This is a genomic window from Mucilaginibacter roseus, assembly GCF_021215455.1.
Lineage (GTDB): Bacteria > Bacteroidota > Bacteroidia > Sphingobacteriales > Sphingobacteriaceae > Mucilaginibacter > Mucilaginibacter roseus.
Genome location: NZ_JAJPWV010000006.1, coordinates 171,315 through 191,656, shown reverse-complemented (window position 1 = coordinate 191,656; position 20,342 = coordinate 171,315). Strand labels below are relative to the sequence as shown.

Sequence of the window (20,342 nt, the reverse complement as noted above, 5' to 3'; positions counted from 1 at the left end):
TAAAATGTGCCTTTATTCAGCTTCTGCATAAACGGGTTTTGCAACGCCGTTATCATAGGCTTTCAGGTTTTTCTTTAACAGCTTACGTGCTACGTGTATACGGGTTTTAACGGTACCGATAGGAATGTCCAGATGATCGGCAATCTCATGATATTTATGGCCTTCAAAATACATGGTGAAAGGCACATAGTATTCTTCAGGCAATTTCTCTAATGCACGCTTGATATCGTCCATTACAAATTTTGACTCACCATCATTTTTAGTTGAGCTGAATACCAGGTTTGGTGATGATATCTCGTCGCTTTTAGTTACGAAGGTGCTCATCTTAACAAAACGGCGGTAGTTATTGATGAAAGTATTTTTCATGATTGTGTATAACCACCCTTTTAAATTGGTACCTTCTTTAAACTTGTTATAATAAGTTATCGCTTTTAACATGGTGTCTTGCACCAGGTCGTTGGCATCGTCAGCATCATGCGTAAAATGTAAAGCGTATGAACGCAGTGAACTTGCTTGACGTAGTACCAGGGTGTTAAACTCAATCTTAGTCATAGTAGTAGTTGTTAATGTGATTGAGTAAAGACAATTATGATACCACTTTGCAAAACTTATAACAAAAGGCCGTTTTAAGCAGGGAGAGCGCAACTAAAACGTTAAAACACGTATGTTGCTTTAATAAATTCTTAATATTGAGCTATGCGAGAGTACTATTAAGTGTACACATATATAGCATGCAGTGTAGTTTATAGCAGAATATATAAACAAGAACACCGATTAACCGGCATATATTGCGGCTTTAGAGCCGGAAGTAAAGAATTCGGGTGATAATTAGGCCGGATTACCTATAATATTTACCTCGCGCTCCAGCTTAACGCCAAATTTAGCGTACACACTGTCTATTATCGCCGACGACAGATCATACACCTCCTGGCCGGTAGCCCTGCCATGATTAACCAATACCAGCGCCTGGTTTTTCCAGGTGCCGGTATTTCCAACTACTTTCCCTCTCCAACCGCACTGCTCAATCAACCACCCTGCCGCTAATTTTATAAACCCTTCGCCAGCCGGATAGTTTACCACATCAGGGTGAATTTTTATTAACAAACGGAACTTATCAACATCAATAACCGGATTTTTGAAAAAGCTGCCGGCATTGCCGATAGTTGAAGGATCGGGCAGTTTAGAAACACGGATATGCGCTACTACATCAGATACATCCTTAATGGTTGGGCTGTTTATACCACGGGCAGCAAGTTCCTGCTCAATGGCGCCATATTTTAAATTAAGGTTCGGAATTGATGATAGCTTATATTTTACTGACGTAATAATATACTGACCTTTCAGCTCGCTTTTAAATATGCTTTCGCGATAGCCGAACTTGCAATCGGCATGGGTAAAGGTTTTAATCTGGCCGGTGGCTATCTCGAAGGCGCGGCAGCTTTCAAACACATCCTTTATCTCTACGCCATAAGCACCTATGTTTTGTATGGGCGATGCACCTACAGAGCCGGGAATCAGGCTCAGGTTTTCCATACCGGCAAAACCACGGTCGACACAAAAGTTTACCAGGTCATTCCAAACCTCGCCAGCGCCGGCCTCAACCATAACTTCATCCTGGCTGATACGGTGCTCAATACCGCGAATGTTAACGCGGATAACCAAACCATCAAAATTTGAAACCATAAGCATATTGCTGCCGCCACCTAACACCAGGCGGGGTATGCTGTGCCATTTTGCGTCTGCAAATAATTCGGTTAATTCATCTTCATGGCTAATTTCAACGAAGTATCTGGCTTGTGCCTCTATACCGAATGTATTAAGATGTTTAAGCGAAGTATTTTCCTGTATTTGCAGCATGGGTACGAATGTCGGGATTTTTTTATATTAGCTATACATAATCTTATTGCATGAAACTTAATACCCTTTGGCTTATCATAATTAAATGCTTCGGGCTTTATTTACTTTACAGCGCCTTAATTTCGCTACCACAAACATTTGCTATCTTTTTGACAATGCGGCAGTTTACCACAGGCGTGCCGCTTAACATAGTCTTTGTTTTTATTAACATCGCATCGGCTGTAGTGATACCTTGGGTGCTGATATATTTTTTACTATTTAAAACTAATAGGATCGCTGAAATTTTAAAACTTGATAAAAGTTTTGAAGATGACTCAATTAATATAAATCTAGCATCCGAACCTTTGTTTAGGGTAGTAGCAATAGTTTTGGGGTGGTTAACTATAATAAAAAGCGCGCCTATAGCAATTAAAGGCATAATAACCATTATGGATAACAATCCTTACCTAACTGCTGATTTTACAAAACAACAGAAGCAGGAAGTTATAATCAATGTTTGCTTTATAGTAATCGGTTATCTGCTTATAAACTTTAATGCAAAGGCTGCCCAATACATGAACGCACAATCAGATCAAGTTAGCACTACTTCCTCAACGCATCCTTAAAAGCTTTCAACACTCTTTCGCGCGCTTCCTTATGGTCAACGATTGGTTTAGGGTATTTGGTAAAGTCGGCATATTCCGGCACCCACTTTTTTACGTATTCCAGCTTGGGGTCAAACTTTTTTTGCTGCGACTCGGGATTGAATATCCTGAAGTATGGTGCGGCATCCGTACCCGAGCCTGCAGCCCATTGCCAGCCACCAACGTTGCTGGCCATTTCATAATCCAGCAGTTTTTCGGCAAAGTAGTGTTCGCCCCGCCGCCAGTCGATCAGCAGATCCTTGCTTAAAAAGCTGGCTGTAACCATGCGGATTCGATTGTGCATGTAGCCGGTTTCGTTCATCTCGCGCATACCGGCATCCACCAATGGGTAACCTGTGCGGCCTTCGCACCAGGCCTTGAAGTGTTCTTCGTTATTTTGCCACTTTATACGATCGTACTCCGGCCTGAAGGCATGATCCATCGTATGTGGAAAATGGTGTAACACCATCATGTAAAATTCCCGCCATATCAGCTCATTCAGCCACGTTTTTTCATGGCACTCGTTTGCATCAGCGGCCAGTTGGCGTATACTCACCGTACCAAAGCGCAGGTGTATACCTATTCGCGATGTACCCTGGATAGCCGGATAATCGCGGGTTTTGGCATAATCATCCATTACATCCTTGTACTTTTTATCCGGAAATTTTTGGTCACTTTTTTCGAAGCCCATTTCCTTTAAGGTCGGCATAGCCGGAGCCTGAAACGTATGCAGGTTTTTAATATACTTTTTGTTGGGATAGGGTTTTAAATAGAACGGCTTCAGCGTTTGCAGCCAACGCTTTTTATAAGGCGTGAATACGGTATAAGGCTTGCCATCATCCTTAAGTACTTCATCCCGCTCAAATATCACCTGGTCTTTGTAGGTCTTGAGTTCTACCTCGTGCTTTTTAAGCAGTTTAGCAATATCGCCATCGCGCTTAGCGGCGTAGGGCTCATAATCATGATTGGTATAAACCTCGGCTACCTCGTACTCCTTAAGCAAATGCTTAAAAGCGTTTTCGGGCTTATCATAAAACACCCGCAGATCTGAATGATGCTTTTTTAAAGCAGCCTTGAGTTCTTCAATTACCTGATATATAAAGGTCACGCGTGCGTCCTTCTTGTCTCTCAGGTCGTCGAGAATTTCCTTGTCAAAAATAAAGATAGGCAGCACCGGATTTTTACTCTTAAGCGCGCGGTAAAAGCCGGCATTATCATCCAAACGCAAATCGCGGCGGAACCAAAATACAGAAACAGGTTTTTTATCGGCCATAAATATCGGTCAATGCTTTATCAATACTATCAAACTTAAAATGGAAGCCAGCTTGCTCAATTTTATCGGCCGATGCTTTGGTGCTGCCTAAAACCAGCGTACTCATTTCGCCCAAAGCCAGTTTGAGCGCGAAGGCAGGCACATTAGGTAGCCATAACGGCTTTTTAAGATGCCTGGCTACAGCCTTGGTGAGCTGCGCGTTGGTAACCGGGTTAGGGGCTGCCATGTTATATACACCGTTTAACTCTTGTTCAATCGCAAAAAGATACATGCCGGCAACGTCCTGCCAGTGTATCCAGGGCATCCATTGCCTGCCGCTGCCCCACGGGGCACCAAAGCCGAATTTTACAGGTGCGGATAGCTTAGGCAAGGCTCCGGCATGTTTATCCAGCACCACTCCTGTACGGAATTTGGCTATGCGTAGGCCCAGTTCTTCCCCTTTATCAACGGCCTGCTCCCATAATACGCAGCATTGGCCTAAAAAATCATTTGCCGGCGGATGCTCCTCGGTCAATAACTCATCCCCACGATCGCTGTAGTAACCGATACCCGATGCCGAAATTACGAACCGAACCTTATTTGACTTACGTTTAAGCAGATCATATACCAAAGCGATGGATTTGGTACGGCTTTCAATAATTACCTTTTTGCGTTCATCCGTCCAACGTTCATCTGCAATACCAGCTCCCGCCAGGTGGATAATGGTATTAACTCCGTCAATACTGGTTTCGTCTATAATACCTTTGTTCACATCCCAGTGGTAGGTTTTCACGCGTTTATCTTTACCCTCGCCACGGCTCAGGTGGGCTACCGTGTAACCTTTGGTCAATAGCAGATCGGTAAGTTGCCTGCCCAAGCCACCGGAGCCGCCGGTAATTAATATTTTTTTACTGATCATGTATGATTATTTGCCTTGATGGATGTTGCGTGTATCTTCAAACTGCACTATTTGTTTAGCCATGCCGTTAAATATAAATAAGTGGAAAGGCCACATCATATACCAGTATGCCCTACCCCAAACGCCGTTGGGTCTGAAGGTAGCTATCTGGCTTAAAAACTTTTTGCCCTTTCTTTCTATGATCTTAAACTCCAGCCAGGCCTCACCGGGCAGTTTCATCTCGGCATATAATAGCAGGCGTTTATTCAACTTATCGGCAAGCAGTACGCGCCAAAAATCAATAACATCGCCCGGTTCAATGTTGTTACCGCTGGTACGCCCCCGGCGCGAACCCACCCCGCCGAATAACTTATCCAGAAATCCGCGTATGCTCCATATCCAGTCCCAGTAGTACCAGCCACGGTCGCCGCCAATAGCCCAGATGTTCTTCTCCACCTTTTCACTATCTTCCTCAAAAGGTAGCTTCACCTTATATTCTAAGGTTCCGTTTTGCGGAACCTTGATCTGATCCATAAATTCAGATTTGAGGTAGCCGCCATTCAGCGCGTCCTTCCAGCTCGATACAATGGAGTTTTGCTCAATCTTTTCAAAGGCCAGCTCCAGGCTTTCCTCATATGTGAGGCAATCGCGGGGCACAGCTTCGTCAATAGCATGATCGCGCATGATGGTCTCGTTCTTCATGCTCTCCACTAAACTATTGGCCAGTGAGTAGTTTACCGACGTAACGAAATACAGCCAGTATGACGACAGCTTAGGCGATAAAAACGGAATGGTTACAATATGCCGCTTCAAGCCTCTTACTTTGGCATAGCGCAGCATCATCTCCTTAAAGCTAAGTACATCGGGGCCACCAATGTCAAATGTTTTACCGATTGCTCGCTCGTTAAGGGCAACACCTTCCAGGTAGCCCAAAACATCACGTATACCGATGGGCTGGCAACGGGTTTTAACCCATTTGGGTACCGTCATCAGCGGAAGCTTTTCTGTGAGATCGCGAATAATTTCGAAAGATGAACTACCGGACCCGATGATGATGGATGCCCTTAGTACGGTGACCGGCGCCTTACCCTCGCGCAACACATCTTCAACATGCTTGCGCGACAGCAGGTGTTTGGACAGGTTGCTATCGTTAACAATGCCGCTTAAAAATATAACCTGCTTACAGTTAGTATTATTAAGTTTTTGAATGAAGTTATGTGCTGATAGCGCCTCGAGTTCGGCAAAGTCAGGCGCCTGCGACATGGAGTGTACCAGGTAATAAGCTGCATCAATATCCTTCGGGAAATCCTCAATATCTTTTTCGCGCAGCAGATCGCCTTTTATGAGCGACACGCGGTCGCTAAAATCGCTTTGCTCATGAAAGCGCCGCTTATCGCGCACCAGGCATACCACATTGTGCCCCTTCTCCAGCAGCACCGGGATCAGCCTCGTTCCTATATATCCGTTAGCACCGGCAAGTAACACCTTCATGCTTTATTGAACAACGTAAAAGCGAAAAAGTGTTTGCTGCCACTTATAACCAACAGGAATAAAAAAAGCGCCTATGCAATGCACGGCGCTCTTTAAATATTTTAAATATTATTGCTTACTGTTTACCCAAAATGGCAAATACACCTTTTAACGCGATGATTGTACCCACTACAATGGCGATGTTTGATACCCAAGAGTATACTGCAGCATCACCGGCGAAACGGAAGAAACAGCCGAACAGACCGATTACAATTGCTACAACCAGTAATTTGTAGTGCCCTTCGGCATTTGCATTCTCCATTGAATTCATAACAGAAATAATTTTTTATCCGGCACAAAAATAAAAATTTTCGGTACAATACGTACACCGGGTTAAACATTTTTAACGGGCAGAAAAATCGTACAGCGTAACGTCAACATCGGTTGATGCTTTCGCACCGTCCGGACGGTAGCTCATCACTGGTTTAGCCATACGCTCCAGATGCTGATGAAACAGCTGAGGCCCGTTGTTATCCTTATAATACCAGGCCGGGTCGCCAATAAAGTCGCCTATCGGGATATCCATGTGGTTGTGCTGTACAATCCAAACGCGCTTTTTGCCTTTAAATGGCGACAGGTCGCGATCTACCAGTGTGAAGTAATCATTAAAATTTGATACCCGGTGACGGTAATCCACCCCTTCAATCGCCTTAAACTTTAATGGATATACCTGCCTGTAAAAATTATACCCGGGCAAGTTGTTCCAGTAAACGTAAACCTCATCTCCGGGTTGATAATTATTGTTAAGATAGGTAAGCGCCTCGCGTTGGAATGATTTCTTATAATCGCCAAACAAATAAGTGTGCGCGGTTTGCGCGATAGTATTTTTTACCGGACCAAACACCAGCATAAGGCCAAGCACCGTCAACGCAACCGGCGAGCGGTAAGGCCGCTGACTAAAAAAATCAACTCCAGATGCCAAAAGCAACATGAAAAGCGGCGCCAGGAACAGGGTTAACCGCTCATGAAACGGATAAAGCTTCAACGCCGATGCGGCAAATACAATGAGAAACGAAAAGGCTACAATAAGCACCAGTTGTTTTTTGTTACGGTAAAGCTGCCATGTACCCAAAGCTACAAGCAGCAAGGGCACAAATATCATGCGGAGCAGGGCTTGTTGCAGCACACCGGCATTGTAAACACTCATCCAGCTTAGCCCCATTGGATAGTTTAAAAACGAAACCATGCGCTTAACTATCCAAGGCAAGGCGTGGCCGGATATCGGCATAAAAGAATCATGATAAACAAAAAAGTAAACCAGCCAGCCGGTATCGCTATCCTTATGCGTAAACAAAACGTAGTTAATAATAAAGCTGCCAAACCACAGGGCGAATACCGGCAATACCCCGATCAGTTGGTTGTACTGCTTTTTGAGCAGGTAGGTTAACCCGATAGCTGCAGCCATAGCGGCCATCACAAATATTGATGCGAACGAAAACCAAACAATTACCGCTCCCCATGCGCCCCAAAACAAGCGCTCTTTAAGCGTTGGTTTACCATGGTATTTAATATAGAGGTAGAGCAATAAAATTACCGAGAAAAGCTCGACTGAATACTGTTTGGCTTCTACCGAATGGTATAAGGTAATTGGCCCAAAAGCCAGTAAGACCATTGCAACTAATCTGCCCGCCGGTTTCAGCAATTTGGTTACCACCGGCACAAATACTAACAATGACAGTACACCGCAAATAAAAGGGAACAAACGCAGCGGCAATTCATGCGCACCCAATACTGTTGTAATGCTCTTTACCACCAACAAATAACCTAACGGTGCCTTTTGCTGAAAGGGCAATGGCTTGGTGAGCACATCGCCCAAATTGTATTCGGCAAAACCGGTTGAGAGGTATACCTCATCTTCCCAAAGCGACCGGTTATCAACCAGGTGATAAACACGCAAGGCTATACCCAGCGCGATAATGATCCACAATAAATTTCTGCTGCTAAAATAGTTTTGGCGCGAGGCACTTTGGGGCATAAAGCTTAAAAATAAGGGTGGCTATAAAAATAAGGCATTCAGCGTTCACTACATGCAAAAAGCGCCTCAAATCAGGCGCTTTTTCGTACAACTAAAAATTGTATTAACTATTATTTACACTACACGTTTTACCGGGCCTTTATCGGCAAACAGGGCAGGGTGTTTTCGCCTGTAATACTTGTATATCATCCACATAGCAACAGCCATAAGTACAAAAACCCATAGGTTGGCAAGGGCTATAAATACCTCTGCAAAAAGGTGCATCCCGTTAACAACAGCTTGTTTAAACCGCAAGCCAAAACCTGTGTTGTAAACCGCGGGGTTGGTATTGGGTATGCGCTCTTTTAGTATGGTATTGTTCTCAAAAAAGCTGAGGCTTACGGTGCTGTATTTTACTGCGGCATCAATGCGCTTTGTATTAATCTGCTCGTCAACCAGGGCGTCTTTAAAAATCAATACATCCTGAGGGTTCTTTAGCTTGATGGTGCCTTGCTTTTGCTGTTTAACCAACTCCTTGCGGCTATCCATACGCAGTTGCGATTCAAGGTAGCTAAGTGTGTTGTCCTCAATATCCATATCGCTAAGCGTAGTATACACGCCTAAATGGTTAACAGCAGCTACAAACGCCGTCAAATGCTCGGCGGGCACCTTAACGGTCATATCGGCGTGGGTGTTAAAAAGAGACACCCGCATCACCGAATCGTTATCCAGCTCCACATCCTTCAACCGTTCCACCTCCGACCGTAAGTGATGGTTCATTACCATGCCCTTATAGTGTCGCGTAAGTCCGGTTACTTCCTCGCCCACTTTACGTACATCTTTTACCTTGAAGTTCAGGTCTGCAGTTTTAATCAGCTTTTGATTTGCTGAATAAACGCTGTCAGCAGCAACCAGCGCGGTATCGCTGCTTGTATTGTCCAAGGTATTGTATTCTCCATTGTTACGGCATGAGTAGAGCGTCACCGCTGCGCACAGCAGTGCAAATAAAATCTTGATTTTCATAATGTTATAGGTTTTTTATGTTAATACCAGCTGACGCAAAAAGGTAACCTGCCCGTACGAATAATTACCTGAATGTTACAGATTATCAGGCCGTAATATTTACCGGCAAAACATGCTATAACAAAAAAAGACCACCCTGATGGGTAGTCTTTTGTATCATGATAAAATGAAATTATTATCCGTTTGATAATGCTGCCGCGCCGCTCACAATCTCCGTAAGCTCGGTAGTGATGGCCGCCTGGCGTGCCTGGTTGTATGATAGTTTTAGGCTTCGTAATAACTCGCCCGCATTATCAGTAGCTTTATCCATAGCCGTCATACGCGCGCCATGTTCTGATGCATGCGAATCAAGCACGGCACGGTAAAGCTGTAGTTTGATATTTTTAGGGATCAATTCAGCTACTATCTCTTCCTTTGATGGCTCCAGAATATAGTCAACCTGCTGTGACGCGGATTTATCATCCACTTTAACTTCCTGCTTTGGCACCGGCAATAACTGCTCGGTAGTCAGTATTTGTACCGCCGCGTTACGGAAGTGGTTATAAACAACCTCTACACGGTCATAATCGCCGTTAACAAAACCTTGCATAATGGCCTCGGTAATTACCGAAGTGTTAGCAAAGTTAAGGTTTTGGTAAAGCTCATTATTGTTGCCAATAACGTTGTACTTACGGCGGCTAAAAAAGTCGTGGCCTTTTTTACCGATAGCTACTATAGAAACGTTACCGTTTCTTAATTGCTCGCTGTACTTTTCGGCAATTAAATTGTTAGCTGCTTTAATGGCGTTAGCGTTGAATGCACCGGCCAAACCACGGTTTGATGATACCACTACCACCAGCACACGTACCGGCTCGCGCTCTTGCAGGTATGGTGATGCGCCATCCTCAAGGCTTGCCGACAGGTTTGCCAAAAGCTCCTTCAGCTTGGTAGCATACGGACGTAACTGTACAATAGCATTGGTAGCCCGCTTTAACTTGGCAGCCGAGACCATTTTCATGGCCTTGGTGATTTGCTGCGTTGAGCTTACCGACGATATCCTGTTTCTTACTTCTTTTAAGTTAGCCATTCTTTTTGAGATGTGAGATGTGAGATGTGAGATGTGAGATTAACTCACTCCCTTTGCCCTACCCCATTTCTTTAAGTATCATTTTTAGGATTTGAAATGTGAGTTTGTCTCGCATTTCAAATCTATTATCTCATATCTAAATTAGTACTTACCTGCTAATTCTTTAGCAACAGTTTCAAGCACGCCGGTTAGTTTATCATCAAACTTACCTGCTTTAAGTGCCGAAAGCACTTCAGGATGGCGCAATTCAAGTTGGCTCAGGTACTCAGCTTCAAACTCCCTGATTTTGTTTACAGGTACGCTACGCATCAGGTTTTTAGTACCGATGTAAATAATAGCTACTTGTTTTTCAACTGATACCGGTGAGTATTGGCCTTGCTTTAACACCTCAACGTTACGAGCGCCTTTATCTAACACGCTTTTAGTTGAAGCATCAAGGTCTGAACCGAATTTTGAGAATGCCTCAAGCTCGCGGTACTGTGCCTGGTCAAGCTTTAAAGTACCGGCAACTTTCTTCATTGATTTGATCTGCGCGTTACCGCCTACACGAGATACCGAGATACCTACGTTGATAGCCGGACGAACACCCGCGTTGAACAGGTTCGACTCCAGGAAGATCTGACCGTCAGTGATCGAGATCACGTTGGTTGGGATGTATGCTGATACGTCACCCGCTTGTGTTTCGATGATAGGCAGTGCGGTTAATGAACCACCACCTTTAACCACATCTTTCAATGATTCAGGTAGGTCGTTCATCGCTTTTGCGATCGAATCATTCGAGTTGATCTTAGCGGCACGCTCCAGTAAGCGGCTGTGCAGGTAAAACACGTCACCCGGGTAAGCCTCACGGCCCGGTGGGCGACGAAGTAATAAGGATACCTCACGGTAAGCAACAGCCTGTTTTGAAAGATCATCATAGATGATCAAAGCAGGGCGGCCTGTATCACGGAAGTACTCGCCGATAGCTGCACCAGCAAATGGCGCAAAGAATTGCATCGGCGCAGAGTCAGAAGCGTTAGCAGCTACTACTATTGAGTAAGCCATAGCGCCGTTCTCTTCTAAAGTACGCACAATGTTAGCTACGGTTGAAGCTTTCTGACCGCAGGCAACATATATACAGATAACCGGTTGGCCGGCATCATAAAATTCTTTTTGGTTGATGATGGTATCGATACAAACCGCAGTTTTACCGGTTTGGCGGTCACCAATAACCAACTCACGCTGGCCGCGGCCGATTGGGATCATCGCGTCAATAGCTTTGATACCGGTTTGCAATGGCTCAGTTACCGGCTGGCGGTAAATTACACCCGGTGCTTTACGCTCCAAAGGCATATCATAGGTTTGGCCGGTTATAGGGCCTTTACCATCGATAGGGTTACCCAGGGTATCAACCACACGGCCAAGCATGCCTTCGCCTACTTTAAGTGAAGCGATTTTGCTGGTACGCTTAACAGTATCACCTTCTTTAATACCTTCGTACGAACCAAGCAATACCACACCTACGTTATCTTCTTCAAGGTTAAGTACAATGCCTTGCAGGCCATTGTCAAACTCAACCAGCTCACCTGATTGTACTTTTGTTAATCCGTAAACACGGGCAATACCGTCGCCTATTTGCAATACGGTACCTACTTCTTCCAGTTCGGATTCTGACTTGAAGCCTGCCAGTTGCTGACGCAGGATGGCTGATACTTCGTCTGGTCTTACCTCTACCATTTTATTTCTTTTATTGGTGTTTTTGAGTAAATATTAAACTGTCTTTTGAGCAAAATCTTTTTTCAGGCGTTTCAGGTCAGCAGCAATGCTGGTGTCTATCTGCCTGTCGCCAACAGCAAGCACAAAGCCGCCAATCAGCGTAGGGTCAACCTTTTCAACCAATATCACTTTACTGCCGGTGGCCTGCTCTACCTCCAGGGTAAGCTGTTGCCTGTTGGCTGATGAAAGCGGGGTAGCCGAGGTTACCTTAGCCTTGATGATATTGCGTTTTACGTTGTACTGATTTATATATTCGTTAGCAGTAGCCTGTAAAACCTCACCGCGGCCCTTGTTAACCATAATGGTGAAAAAGCCTGTAGTTAACGCGTTTACCTTGCTACCAAAAAGACTGTTCAATATAGCGGTCTTTTTGCTGTGTGATATGATCGGGTTAGCTACAACGGCGCTCAGCTCCGGGTTCTGCTTCAATGTTTGCAGAAAGAAATCCATATCCGCTTTAACCGCATCAACCGCGTTTTGCTCCTCCGCAAGGTCAATGAGTGATTTGGCGTACCTGGATGCTACTGTTAGTTCTGACATATTTTATTTAGCGATGAGATCTGAGATTTGAGATTTGAGAAACATTTTTCGATCTCACATCTCTTATCTAACGTCTTATATCTATTTTAACTTAACTTCTTTCAATAAATCGGCAACCAATTCATCTTGCTTAGCCTGATCTTCAAATTGCTTACGCAACACTTTCTCCGCAATTTCAAGCGAAAGGCTTGCTACCTGGTTTTTAACATCGGCCAGGGCAATAGCTTTCTGGTTGTTGATCTCGATACGGGCAAGCTCCAGCATACGCGCGCCTTCTTTCTGGGCCAGGTCACGGGCATCATGAATCATTTGCTCTTTTACCTTACGGGCTTCGTGCAGGATCAAGTCGCGCTCGGCACGTGCTTTTTTAAGTAAAGCTTCGTTCTCGTCGGTAAGGCGGGCCATTTCTTCTTTTGCAGCCTCGGCTTTAAGCAGGGCGTCTTCAATTGAACGCTCACGGTCGGTAATGGCCTGCATAATTGGTTTCCAGGCAAACTTACCCAGTAATATCAATAACAGGATAAAGGCAACCGCTGCCCAAACTACAAATCCTAAATGGTCATTTAACAAACCTTCGAATAATTGTTCCATTATATATCTAAAAGAGAGATTTCGAGTACGTTTTAACTTTTAAATAAAGCCCGTTGCCAATCGCTCCGGGCTCTACTGTTTCTTTTTGCGGTAAATTATTTACCTAACAGGGCAACTACCACACCGAACAGAGCAACACCCTCGATAAGAGCTGCAGCAATGATCATGGCAGTTTGGATTTTTGAAGCAGCTTCTGGCTGACGAGCGATACCTTCCATGGCTTTGCCACCAACCTGACCGATACCTAAACCGGCACCGATAACTGCTAAACCTGCACCTAATGCAGCAATACTTCCAGTCATGTTTTTAAATTTTAAAAGTTAAATATAATTATATAATTGTTTGCAGATATTAATTAATGATGATCCTCAACCGCGGTACCGATGAACAGCGCTGTAAGCATGGTGAAAATAAATGCCTGCAGGAAAGCAACCAGTAACTCCAGCACGTCCATAAACAATACAAACACGATAGATATTGGCGCAACCGCGATTGATTTGAAGATGAATATCAATGATATTAAGCTCAACACAATAATGTGGCCCGCAGAGATGTTGGCGTATAAACGAATCATCAACGCGAACGGCCTTGATATAACACCGATCAACTCAACCGGGATCATGATCGGATACAGCCATACCGGTACATCAGGTAAAAAGATGTGCTTCCAGTAGTACTTGTTGGCGCTGAAGTTAACAACCAGCATAACTATGGCCGACATTACAAAGGTGAACATGATATTACCCGTAACGTTAGCGCCACCCGGAAACAATGGCACCAGGCCCAACAGGTTGTTCATCCATATAAAAAAGAATATGGTTAACAATACAGGCATATAGCGCTGGTAACCACGGCCGATATTTGGCCTGGCAATTTCGTCGCGCACGAACATGATGATCGGTTCAACCAGCGACTGTAAACCTTTAGGCGCTTTGCCTTCACGTTTTTTGTATGATGACGCAACGGACATGAAGATGATCAGGATAAGCAATCCCGCTATCCACATAGCAACTACGTTCTTGGTGATCGAAAAATCGTAAACATGAGATGAGGCCTCTTTGTCAACCTCGCCATTGGCATCAACCGCTTTAATTTTATCCTCTACTAATTTATAGGTATAAAACTGACCCTGGTGAGCCTCAGTACCATGATGAAAAGCAGCCGATGAAAAGAACTCCACACCCTTGTCAGTATATAATATAACCGGCAGCGGAATTGAGGTTTCACCTACCACATGCCAGTAGTGCGAATCGCTGATGTGTTCGAGGATGGCGGTGGTTGGATTAAAAGCTTCGGTTTCTGCGTTCTTTACCTCTTCTGCGTGTTCCTCGTGTTGTATCGCAAAAGTTTTACAAGCGCAAAAAGTCAAAAAAACGCCTAAAATCAAGCTCAGAGCGGTTTTTTTTGAGTTCAAAATGTGGCTAAAATTCATTAAATGAGTGTTTTTCACTTTTCAATTTGGTTGCGCAAGTTACGTAACAAAACCAAAACTTCAAAGATGGTATTTAAGAAATATACATAAAAGAAATTGAGCACAAAAACTACGCTGTCAACCTTGAATTTTATGGAAAAAAAAAGAGCCAGCGCCATGCTCAAAACCATTTTGGCAACCGTCATGATCAGGAAAGTTTGCGCATACATCTCCGGATGCCGTTTTTGTATGAGCGATACGGCTACAATCAGCATAAGCGTTAAGGCGGTTATCAGCACAAAGATGCCCCAAAATTGCGGCAACACCCACTTGGTATTACCCGTATACACCAATACGGCAGGCGGCAACGCCAGGCAAACGCTAAATATGATGAATGAGGTTAAGGTGCGCAGCATATCAGTTTTTTACAGCCCTGATGACAAGGTACAAAGAAATGAAAACCCCGGCCAGTGCCATTACAGCGGTAACCCACTGTACATTGTGTTTGTTTACTTCATCAATTTTATAGCCGGCGTAAGCCATACCACCAATGATGACGATCATTTGTACAGCAATGCCAGTGTATTTGGCATAGTTGCTCATGCCTTTGCCTGCCTGATCGGACTGGTTGGGTTCGTTTTGGGCCATGGTGCAAATTTATTTAATATTGGTGTATAGTATTTATTTATTTTAGCAAAGCATTCGTATATCTATTCTTCTGTGCATAAACCGGCATCAATAAAACATACCATACTGATACTTTTTGCGGTATTCCTGGCCGCGGCTTGTACGCTCGAGAAGAAAACTCCGCTTAACCGCCGGCTGCAAAACCTCACTGCACACTATAACATATTGTTTAACGCCCGCGAGCTGCTCAACCAAAAACAGGAGGCTTACGCCGCTGCGTTTATTGATGATTACAGCGAGCTGCTGCGCGTTTACCCTGATACTGCCGGCACTGCGGAGGGCGATAAGGAGCTTACCGCTGTAATAGAAAAAGGCAACTACATCATCAACTTTAAGGAGCAAAGCAATTACGTTGGAGATGCCTACCTGCTGCTTGGTAAGGCTAATTACCTCGGCAGGCAGTACTTTAACGCGCAGGAGTATTGTGATTATGTTTTAAGATCGCATCGCGAAAAGCCTGAATTGCTGCAGGAAGCCCGCGTATGGAAAGCCCGCAGTATGATGATGCTAAACCAGCATAAGGAAGCCAAACCCGAAATTGATACCGCCCTGCGCAGCATCAACCCTAAAAAGGATATTACAGCCGATGTTTATGCTACTGCGCTGCAATATTATATAGATACCCGCGATTATACCAATGCCGAAGCGATGGCTGTACAAGCAGTGGAATTTGCCAATAGTTCGCAGTACAGGGCACGCTGGCGTTTTATTTTAGCCCAGTTGCAGGAACTGAACAGCAAACCAGCCGAAGCTGTAAGCACTTACACCCGGATAGTAAACAGCAATGCGCCTTTTGAAATGGCCTTTAATGCTGACTTGAACCGCATACGTATTGAAGACATGCGCGATGGGGTAAAAATAAGTCGTATTGACAGGCTGCGGAGCCTGCTGCGCAATAGCAATAACCAGGAGTTTACTGATCAGATATATTACCACATTGGCCAGATATATTATACCGAAAAAAATATAGACAAAGCCGTTGAAAATTATCGCCTGGCAATAGCCGCCAGTGACCAAAACCAGCAGCAGAAAGGCTTAGCCTACCTGCGCCTGGCCGATATATATTTTAAGGATAAGACCAACTATCCGGATGCTAAAAATTACTACGACAGCACACTGGCCAACCTGTCGCCTACCTATCCGGGCTACGCGGCCATCCGTAAAAAGACGGATAACCTACAGCAGCTTACCGCAAACCTGAGCATTATTGCCCATGAGGACACTTTGCAAATGCTGGCCCGCCTGCCGGAGCCGGCCCGAACCAATATGGTTGACAGTATGGTTAATCGCTACCTGCTGCTACAGCAGCTAAGCACCCAGGTTACATCAGCCGATCCGAAATCGGCCACGGCACCTACCGCTGTTCCGCTGGAGATAAGTAACATGCAAAACCCCAGGGCAAGCACGCCAACCGGTGGTAACTTCTATTTTTATAATAACGCGGCGGTTGGTTCGGGCTTCGCCACCTTTAAACAACGCTGGGGCAACCGCAAACTGGAGGATAACTGGCGCCGCAGCCAGCGCAGTACCGCCAATTTAACGGTAAATAACTCGCAAACAGCCAACCCCAACGCGGTGCAAAACCAGTTGCAGCAAACACAAAACAATATGGCTACGGCTGATTACCGGCAGCAATTGCTGCAAACTATCCCGGTAAACCCGGCAATGGTTAACCAATCGAACATCCGTATTTATAATGCCTTGTTTGAGATAGCCAATTTTTACCGCGATGTTATTGAGGATCCTAAAGAAGCCATCGCTACCTATGAATTAATATTAAAACGTTTCCCTGATAACTCAAACCGGGCGGCCATTTATTACAGCCTGTACCGGTTGTATACCAGCACTAATCAGTTAACGCGAGCTGATGAATACAAGAACCGGTTGCTAAAGGATTTTGCCGATTCGCCATATGCGAAGGTGATCTTAGACCCGGATTATGCCAAACGCATTAACGATGCCGATGCAAGCTTTAACGCTTTATATAACGAGGTGTATGAACTGTATGCGCAACGTAAGTACCCCGAAGTTATGCAGCAGGTGGATGCCCTGATGCAACAATACCCTAACAATAAGCTATCGGCCCAACTACAATACCTGCGCGCGCTGGCCCGTGGCAGGCAGGTAAAGGTTGATCCGTTTAAGGCCGACCTGCAAAGCATTGTGAACACTTATCCTGCCGACAGGCTGATAACGCCACTGGTTGGGCAGCACCTTGCTTTTATCAATGCTAACAGCAATGAAATGGCCGCACGCCGGTTTGCCATACTGGATAGTGACCCTGATTATATACCATTCGCGCCCGAAGAAGTGGGCCCGCTGGTTACCGAGTTTGCTACGGTTGCGGATAAACGCGTAGAGAAACCCAAAGTGGAAAAGCCTGTTGCGGTTGCCAAGCCAGCAGATAGCCTTGCGGTTAAAAAGCCTGATCCGGTAATAGCCAAACAACCAGACGTAATTCAGCCTAAAACCGATAGCGTAAATACTCCGGTAACGCCTAAAAAAGCTTATCCGTTTAACGAGAGCGATAGCACCAATTACTATTTTGTGATAAGCGTAGGTTCGCGCACAACTAATTTAGCTTCATCACGTTTTGGTGTAGGGCAGTTTAACCGTACCCGGTACCAGGGCGTGCGTATAAGGCATCAGCTAAAACAATCCGGAGATAACCAGCTTATTTATGTCGGCCGGTTTTATACCGTAGGCGAGGCTAAGGAATATGCGCGCAACATTATACCTTTGATGCCGGAGATAATGAAGGTGCCAAAAGATAAATACACTTTCTTTATCATCACACAGCAAAATCTGGATAAATTAGCCGACGGAAAACTACTGGATACTTATAAGGAGTATTACCAGGATAATTTTTAGATAAGAAAATGATCGTAAAACTTTCACCACAGGATACCCTCAGGTATAACTGGTATATATGGCGCTTTGTAATTGCTTGTTTCTCATTCGTAGTTATTATGCTGCTGCTTACGGCATTCGGCATATTCGGGCAACTACCATCCTTTCGCGATCTGGAAAACCCGAAGAGCAACCTGGCATCGCAGGTCATATCATCAGATAAACAAATACTCGGTACCTACTTTGTGCAAAACCGTACCAACGTTACTTACAAAGAGATATCTCCTTACGTGATAAACGCGCTGGTAGCTACTGAAGACGCGCGCTTTTACGATCACTCCGGTATCGACTTTAACCGTACGTTCAGCATTATTTTTTATAACCTGATTGGCAAGAAACAAGGCGGCAGTACCATTACCCAGCAATTGGCGCTTAACCTTTTTTCGGAACGTGCGCATAATCCGTTCAAGCGGATCATCCAAAAACTACAGGAATGGATAACCGCAGTTAAAATAGAACGCCACTATACCAAGGAAGAGATCATCACCATGTATCTCAATACGGTTGACTTTGGCGCTTACAACGTATTCGGCATTAAATCGGCCGCTTTAACATATTTCAACACCACACCTGATAAATTAACGCCCGATCAGGCGGCATTACTGGTAGGTATGGTAAACGGGCCGGGCATCTACTCCCCTATCAATCACCCGGATAATGCCATTAACCGCCGTAACCTGGTGCTGCGCCGCATGGCACAGGTAGGTTACCTGAGCGATGGGCAGGTTGAAGAATTTAAGCAAAAACCGCTTGGCCTGAGCTTTCACCCCATTAACCATAACGAGGGTTCGGCACCGTATTTCAGGGCGATACTGAAAAGAGAAGTACAAAAGATATTAGTCGACAAATCAATATTTAAAGAGGGCGACGTTCCGTATGATCTGGATCGCGATGGTTTAAAAATTTACACCACTATTGATGCTACCATGCAGCGCTATGCCGAAGAGGCACAGAAGGAATACATGCGTAACCTGCAGGCCCAATTCAATAATCATTGGAAAGGCCGCAGCCTGTGGAAAGGTATCAATAATTTCCAGCTACTGCTAAAACAGGGCATGCAGCGCAGCGACAGATACAAAGCGCTTAAACTGGCCGGAAAATCAGACGAAGAGATAAAGGAAGATTTTAATACTCCTGCTAAAATGAGCCTGTTTACCTGGAAAGGTGATATCGATACCACGATGAAGCCTATTGACTCCATCGTTTACCATAAAATGATGCTGCGCAATGCCATGATGAGCATGGACCCAACAACCGGCTACATTAAGGCCTGGGTTGGTGGCACCAACTTTGAGCACTTTAAGTATGACCAGGTGCGTATGGGTACCCGCCAGGTGGGCTCTACGGCCAAACCATTTACTTATGCAGTTGCTGTTGATGCCGGCTTTTCACCTTGTATGGAGGTAGCCAACGTACCCGTAACCATCACCGGTTACGGCGAACCGTGGACACCGCGCTCAACAGGCACTATACCGGGAGTACTAACCCTGCGCAAGGCTTTGGCGAACTCTCAAAATTACATTACCGCATATGTAATGAACGAGGTTAAACCACAGCCGGTAATGGATCTGATCAAAAAAATGGGGGTAAATAGTCCGGATATAGGGCCTTACCCATCTATATGTTTGGGTACATTTAATGCCTCAGTATTTGATATGACCGGCGCCTATTCAGCCTTTGCCAACCATGGCGTATGGACGGAACCAACCTTCCTGTTGCGTATTGAAGACAAGAACGGTAACGTATTGTACGACCACCACGCTACCGTACGCCAGGCGCTTAACGAGCAAACCGCTTACGTAATGACCTATATGCTGAAGGGCGTGGTTGATGAAGGTACAGGCTGGCGCTTGCGTTCAAAATATAAACTAACCAACCCTATAGGCGGTAAAACCGGTACTACGCAATCAAACTCCGATGGCTGGTTCATCGGCATAACACCACAATTGGTAACCGGCGTTTGGACAGGTTGTGAGGACCGCGATATACACTTCCGCTCAACCAACCTGGGTGAAGGGGCAAATACCGCGCTGCCGATATTCGCATTATACATGCAAAAGGTTTATGCTAACCAGGCATTAGGCATCAAAAAGAATGTCGACTTTGATCCGCCGAAATCGGGAGTGAGTATAACGCTGGATTGTAAATCGTACCACCAGCAGCAGCAACCTGATAGCACCGGGGTAGAAGAGCGGCTGGAATTTTAGGCTCCGAATTTTATATTTTTGCATCAAACACCGCTTTT

19 protein-coding genes are annotated in these 20,342 nt (G+C 45.0%); 2 read left to right on the top strand and 17 right to left on the bottom strand.

Annotation, left to right across the window (positions count from 1 at the left end; translation table 11 throughout):
• Window positions 1–12 precede the first annotated feature (12 nt).
• The 17 genes from LT679_RS17510 to LT679_RS17430 form a co-directional block, all read right to left on the bottom strand.
• Window positions 13–552, bottom strand: a complete 540-nt coding sequence (locus tag LT679_RS17510) for an RNA polymerase sigma factor (RefSeq protein ID WP_232178967.1) — start codon at window positions 550–552, stop codon at window positions 13–15.
• Window positions 553–828: 276 nt separating this feature from the next.
• Window positions 829–1,857: a UDP-N-acetylmuramate dehydrogenase gene (gene murB / locus LT679_RS17505; protein WP_232178966.1), complete on the bottom strand. Its 1,029-nt coding sequence runs from the start codon at window positions 1,855–1,857 to the stop codon at window positions 829–831.
• Between the two features lie 106 nt (window positions 1,858–1,963).
• Complete coding sequence (locus LT679_RS17500) at window positions 1,964–2,275, bottom strand: hypothetical protein (RefSeq protein ID WP_232178965.1); 312 nt, start codon at window positions 2,273–2,275, stop codon at window positions 1,964–1,966.
• A 164-nt stretch (window positions 2,276–2,439) separates the two neighbouring features.
• Window positions 2,440–3,753, bottom strand: coding sequence for a cryptochrome/photolyase family protein (locus LT679_RS17495; protein ID WP_232178964.1), 1,314 nt, complete (start codon window positions 3,751–3,753; stop codon window positions 2,440–2,442).
• Window positions 3,743–4,651, bottom strand: coding sequence for a TIGR01777 family oxidoreductase (locus tag LT679_RS17490; RefSeq protein WP_232178963.1), 909 nt, complete (start codon window positions 4,649–4,651; stop codon window positions 3,743–3,745). The genes LT679_RS17495 and LT679_RS17490 overlap by 11 nt, the downstream gene beginning before the upstream one ends.
• Window positions 4,652–4,657: 6 nt before the next feature.
• Window positions 4,658–6,121 carry an SDR family oxidoreductase gene (locus LT679_RS17485; RefSeq protein WP_232178962.1) on the bottom strand — a complete coding sequence of 488 codons (1,464 nt, stop codon included), beginning with the start codon at window positions 6,119–6,121 and terminating at the stop codon, window positions 4,658–4,660.
• 115 nt (window positions 6,122–6,236) lie between these two features.
• On the bottom strand, window positions 6,237–6,431 hold the full coding sequence (locus LT679_RS17480) for a hypothetical protein (protein WP_232178961.1): 195 nt from the start codon (window positions 6,429–6,431) through the stop codon (window positions 6,237–6,239).
• Window positions 6,432–6,503: 72 nt separating this feature from the next.
• Window positions 6,504–8,135, bottom strand: a complete 1,632-nt coding sequence (locus LT679_RS17475) for a glycosyltransferase family 39 protein (RefSeq protein ID WP_232178960.1) — start codon at window positions 8,133–8,135, stop codon at window positions 6,504–6,506.
• A 114-nt stretch (window positions 8,136–8,249) separates the two neighbouring features.
• Complete coding sequence (locus LT679_RS17470; protein ID WP_232178959.1) at window positions 8,250–9,137, bottom strand: DUF4349 domain-containing protein; 888 nt, start codon at window positions 9,135–9,137, stop codon at window positions 8,250–8,252.
• Between the two features lie 175 nt (window positions 9,138–9,312).
• Window positions 9,313–10,203 (bottom strand): ATP synthase F1 subunit gamma, encoded by an 891-nt coding sequence (gene atpG, locus LT679_RS17465; protein ID WP_232178958.1) that lies wholly within the window; start codon window positions 10,201–10,203, stop codon window positions 9,313–9,315.
• 141 nt (window positions 10,204–10,344) lie between these two features.
• Entirely contained in the window at window positions 10,345–11,919 is a 1,575-nt protein-coding gene (gene atpA, locus LT679_RS17460) for a F0F1 ATP synthase subunit alpha (RefSeq protein ID WP_232178957.1), read from the bottom strand.
• A 33-nt stretch (window positions 11,920–11,952) separates the two neighbouring features.
• The gene (atpH, locus tag LT679_RS17455; protein ID WP_232178956.1) at window positions 11,953–12,498 is read right to left on the bottom strand and encodes an ATP synthase F1 subunit delta; all 546 of its coding nucleotides are present in this window, start codon (window positions 12,496–12,498) and stop codon (window positions 11,953–11,955) included.
• A gap of 81 nt (window positions 12,499–12,579) precedes the next feature.
• A complete protein-coding gene (atpF, locus tag LT679_RS17450) occupies window positions 12,580–13,089 on the bottom strand; it encodes a F0F1 ATP synthase subunit B (RefSeq protein WP_232178955.1) in 510 nt (169 codons plus the stop codon).
• Between the two features lie 95 nt (window positions 13,090–13,184).
• Entirely contained in the window at window positions 13,185–13,391 is a 207-nt protein-coding gene (gene atpE / locus LT679_RS17445) for an ATP synthase F0 subunit C (RefSeq protein ID WP_194101808.1), read from the bottom strand.
• 53 nt (window positions 13,392–13,444) lie between these two features.
• Window positions 13,445–14,503 (bottom strand): F0F1 ATP synthase subunit A, encoded by a 1,059-nt coding sequence (gene atpB, locus LT679_RS17440; protein ID WP_317206554.1) that lies wholly within the window; start codon window positions 14,501–14,503, stop codon window positions 13,445–13,447.
• 32 nt (window positions 14,504–14,535) lie between these two features.
• Window positions 14,536–14,916, bottom strand: a complete 381-nt coding sequence (locus LT679_RS17435) for a hypothetical protein (RefSeq protein WP_232178954.1) — start codon at window positions 14,914–14,916, stop codon at window positions 14,536–14,538.
• 1 nt (window position 14,917) lies between these two features.
• Window positions 14,918–15,148 (bottom strand): AtpZ/AtpI family protein, encoded by a 231-nt coding sequence (locus tag LT679_RS17430; RefSeq protein ID WP_232178953.1) that lies wholly within the window; start codon window positions 15,146–15,148, stop codon window positions 14,918–14,920.
• Between the two features lie 72 nt (window positions 15,149–15,220).
• On the opposite strand from LT679_RS17430, the gene porW reads away from it, so the two are divergent.
• Together porW and LT679_RS17420 are read left to right on the top strand one after the other, a co-directional pair.
• A complete protein-coding gene (gene porW, locus LT679_RS17425; protein WP_232178952.1) occupies window positions 15,221–18,058 on the top strand; it encodes a type IX secretion system periplasmic lipoprotein PorW/SprE in 2,838 nt (945 codons plus the stop codon).
• Between the two features lie 8 nt (window positions 18,059–18,066).
• The gene (locus tag LT679_RS17420; RefSeq protein ID WP_232178951.1) at window positions 18,067–20,304 is read left to right on the top strand and encodes a penicillin-binding protein 1A; all 2,238 of its coding nucleotides are present in this window, start codon (window positions 18,067–18,069) and stop codon (window positions 20,302–20,304) included.
• Window positions 20,305–20,342 lie beyond the last annotated feature (38 nt).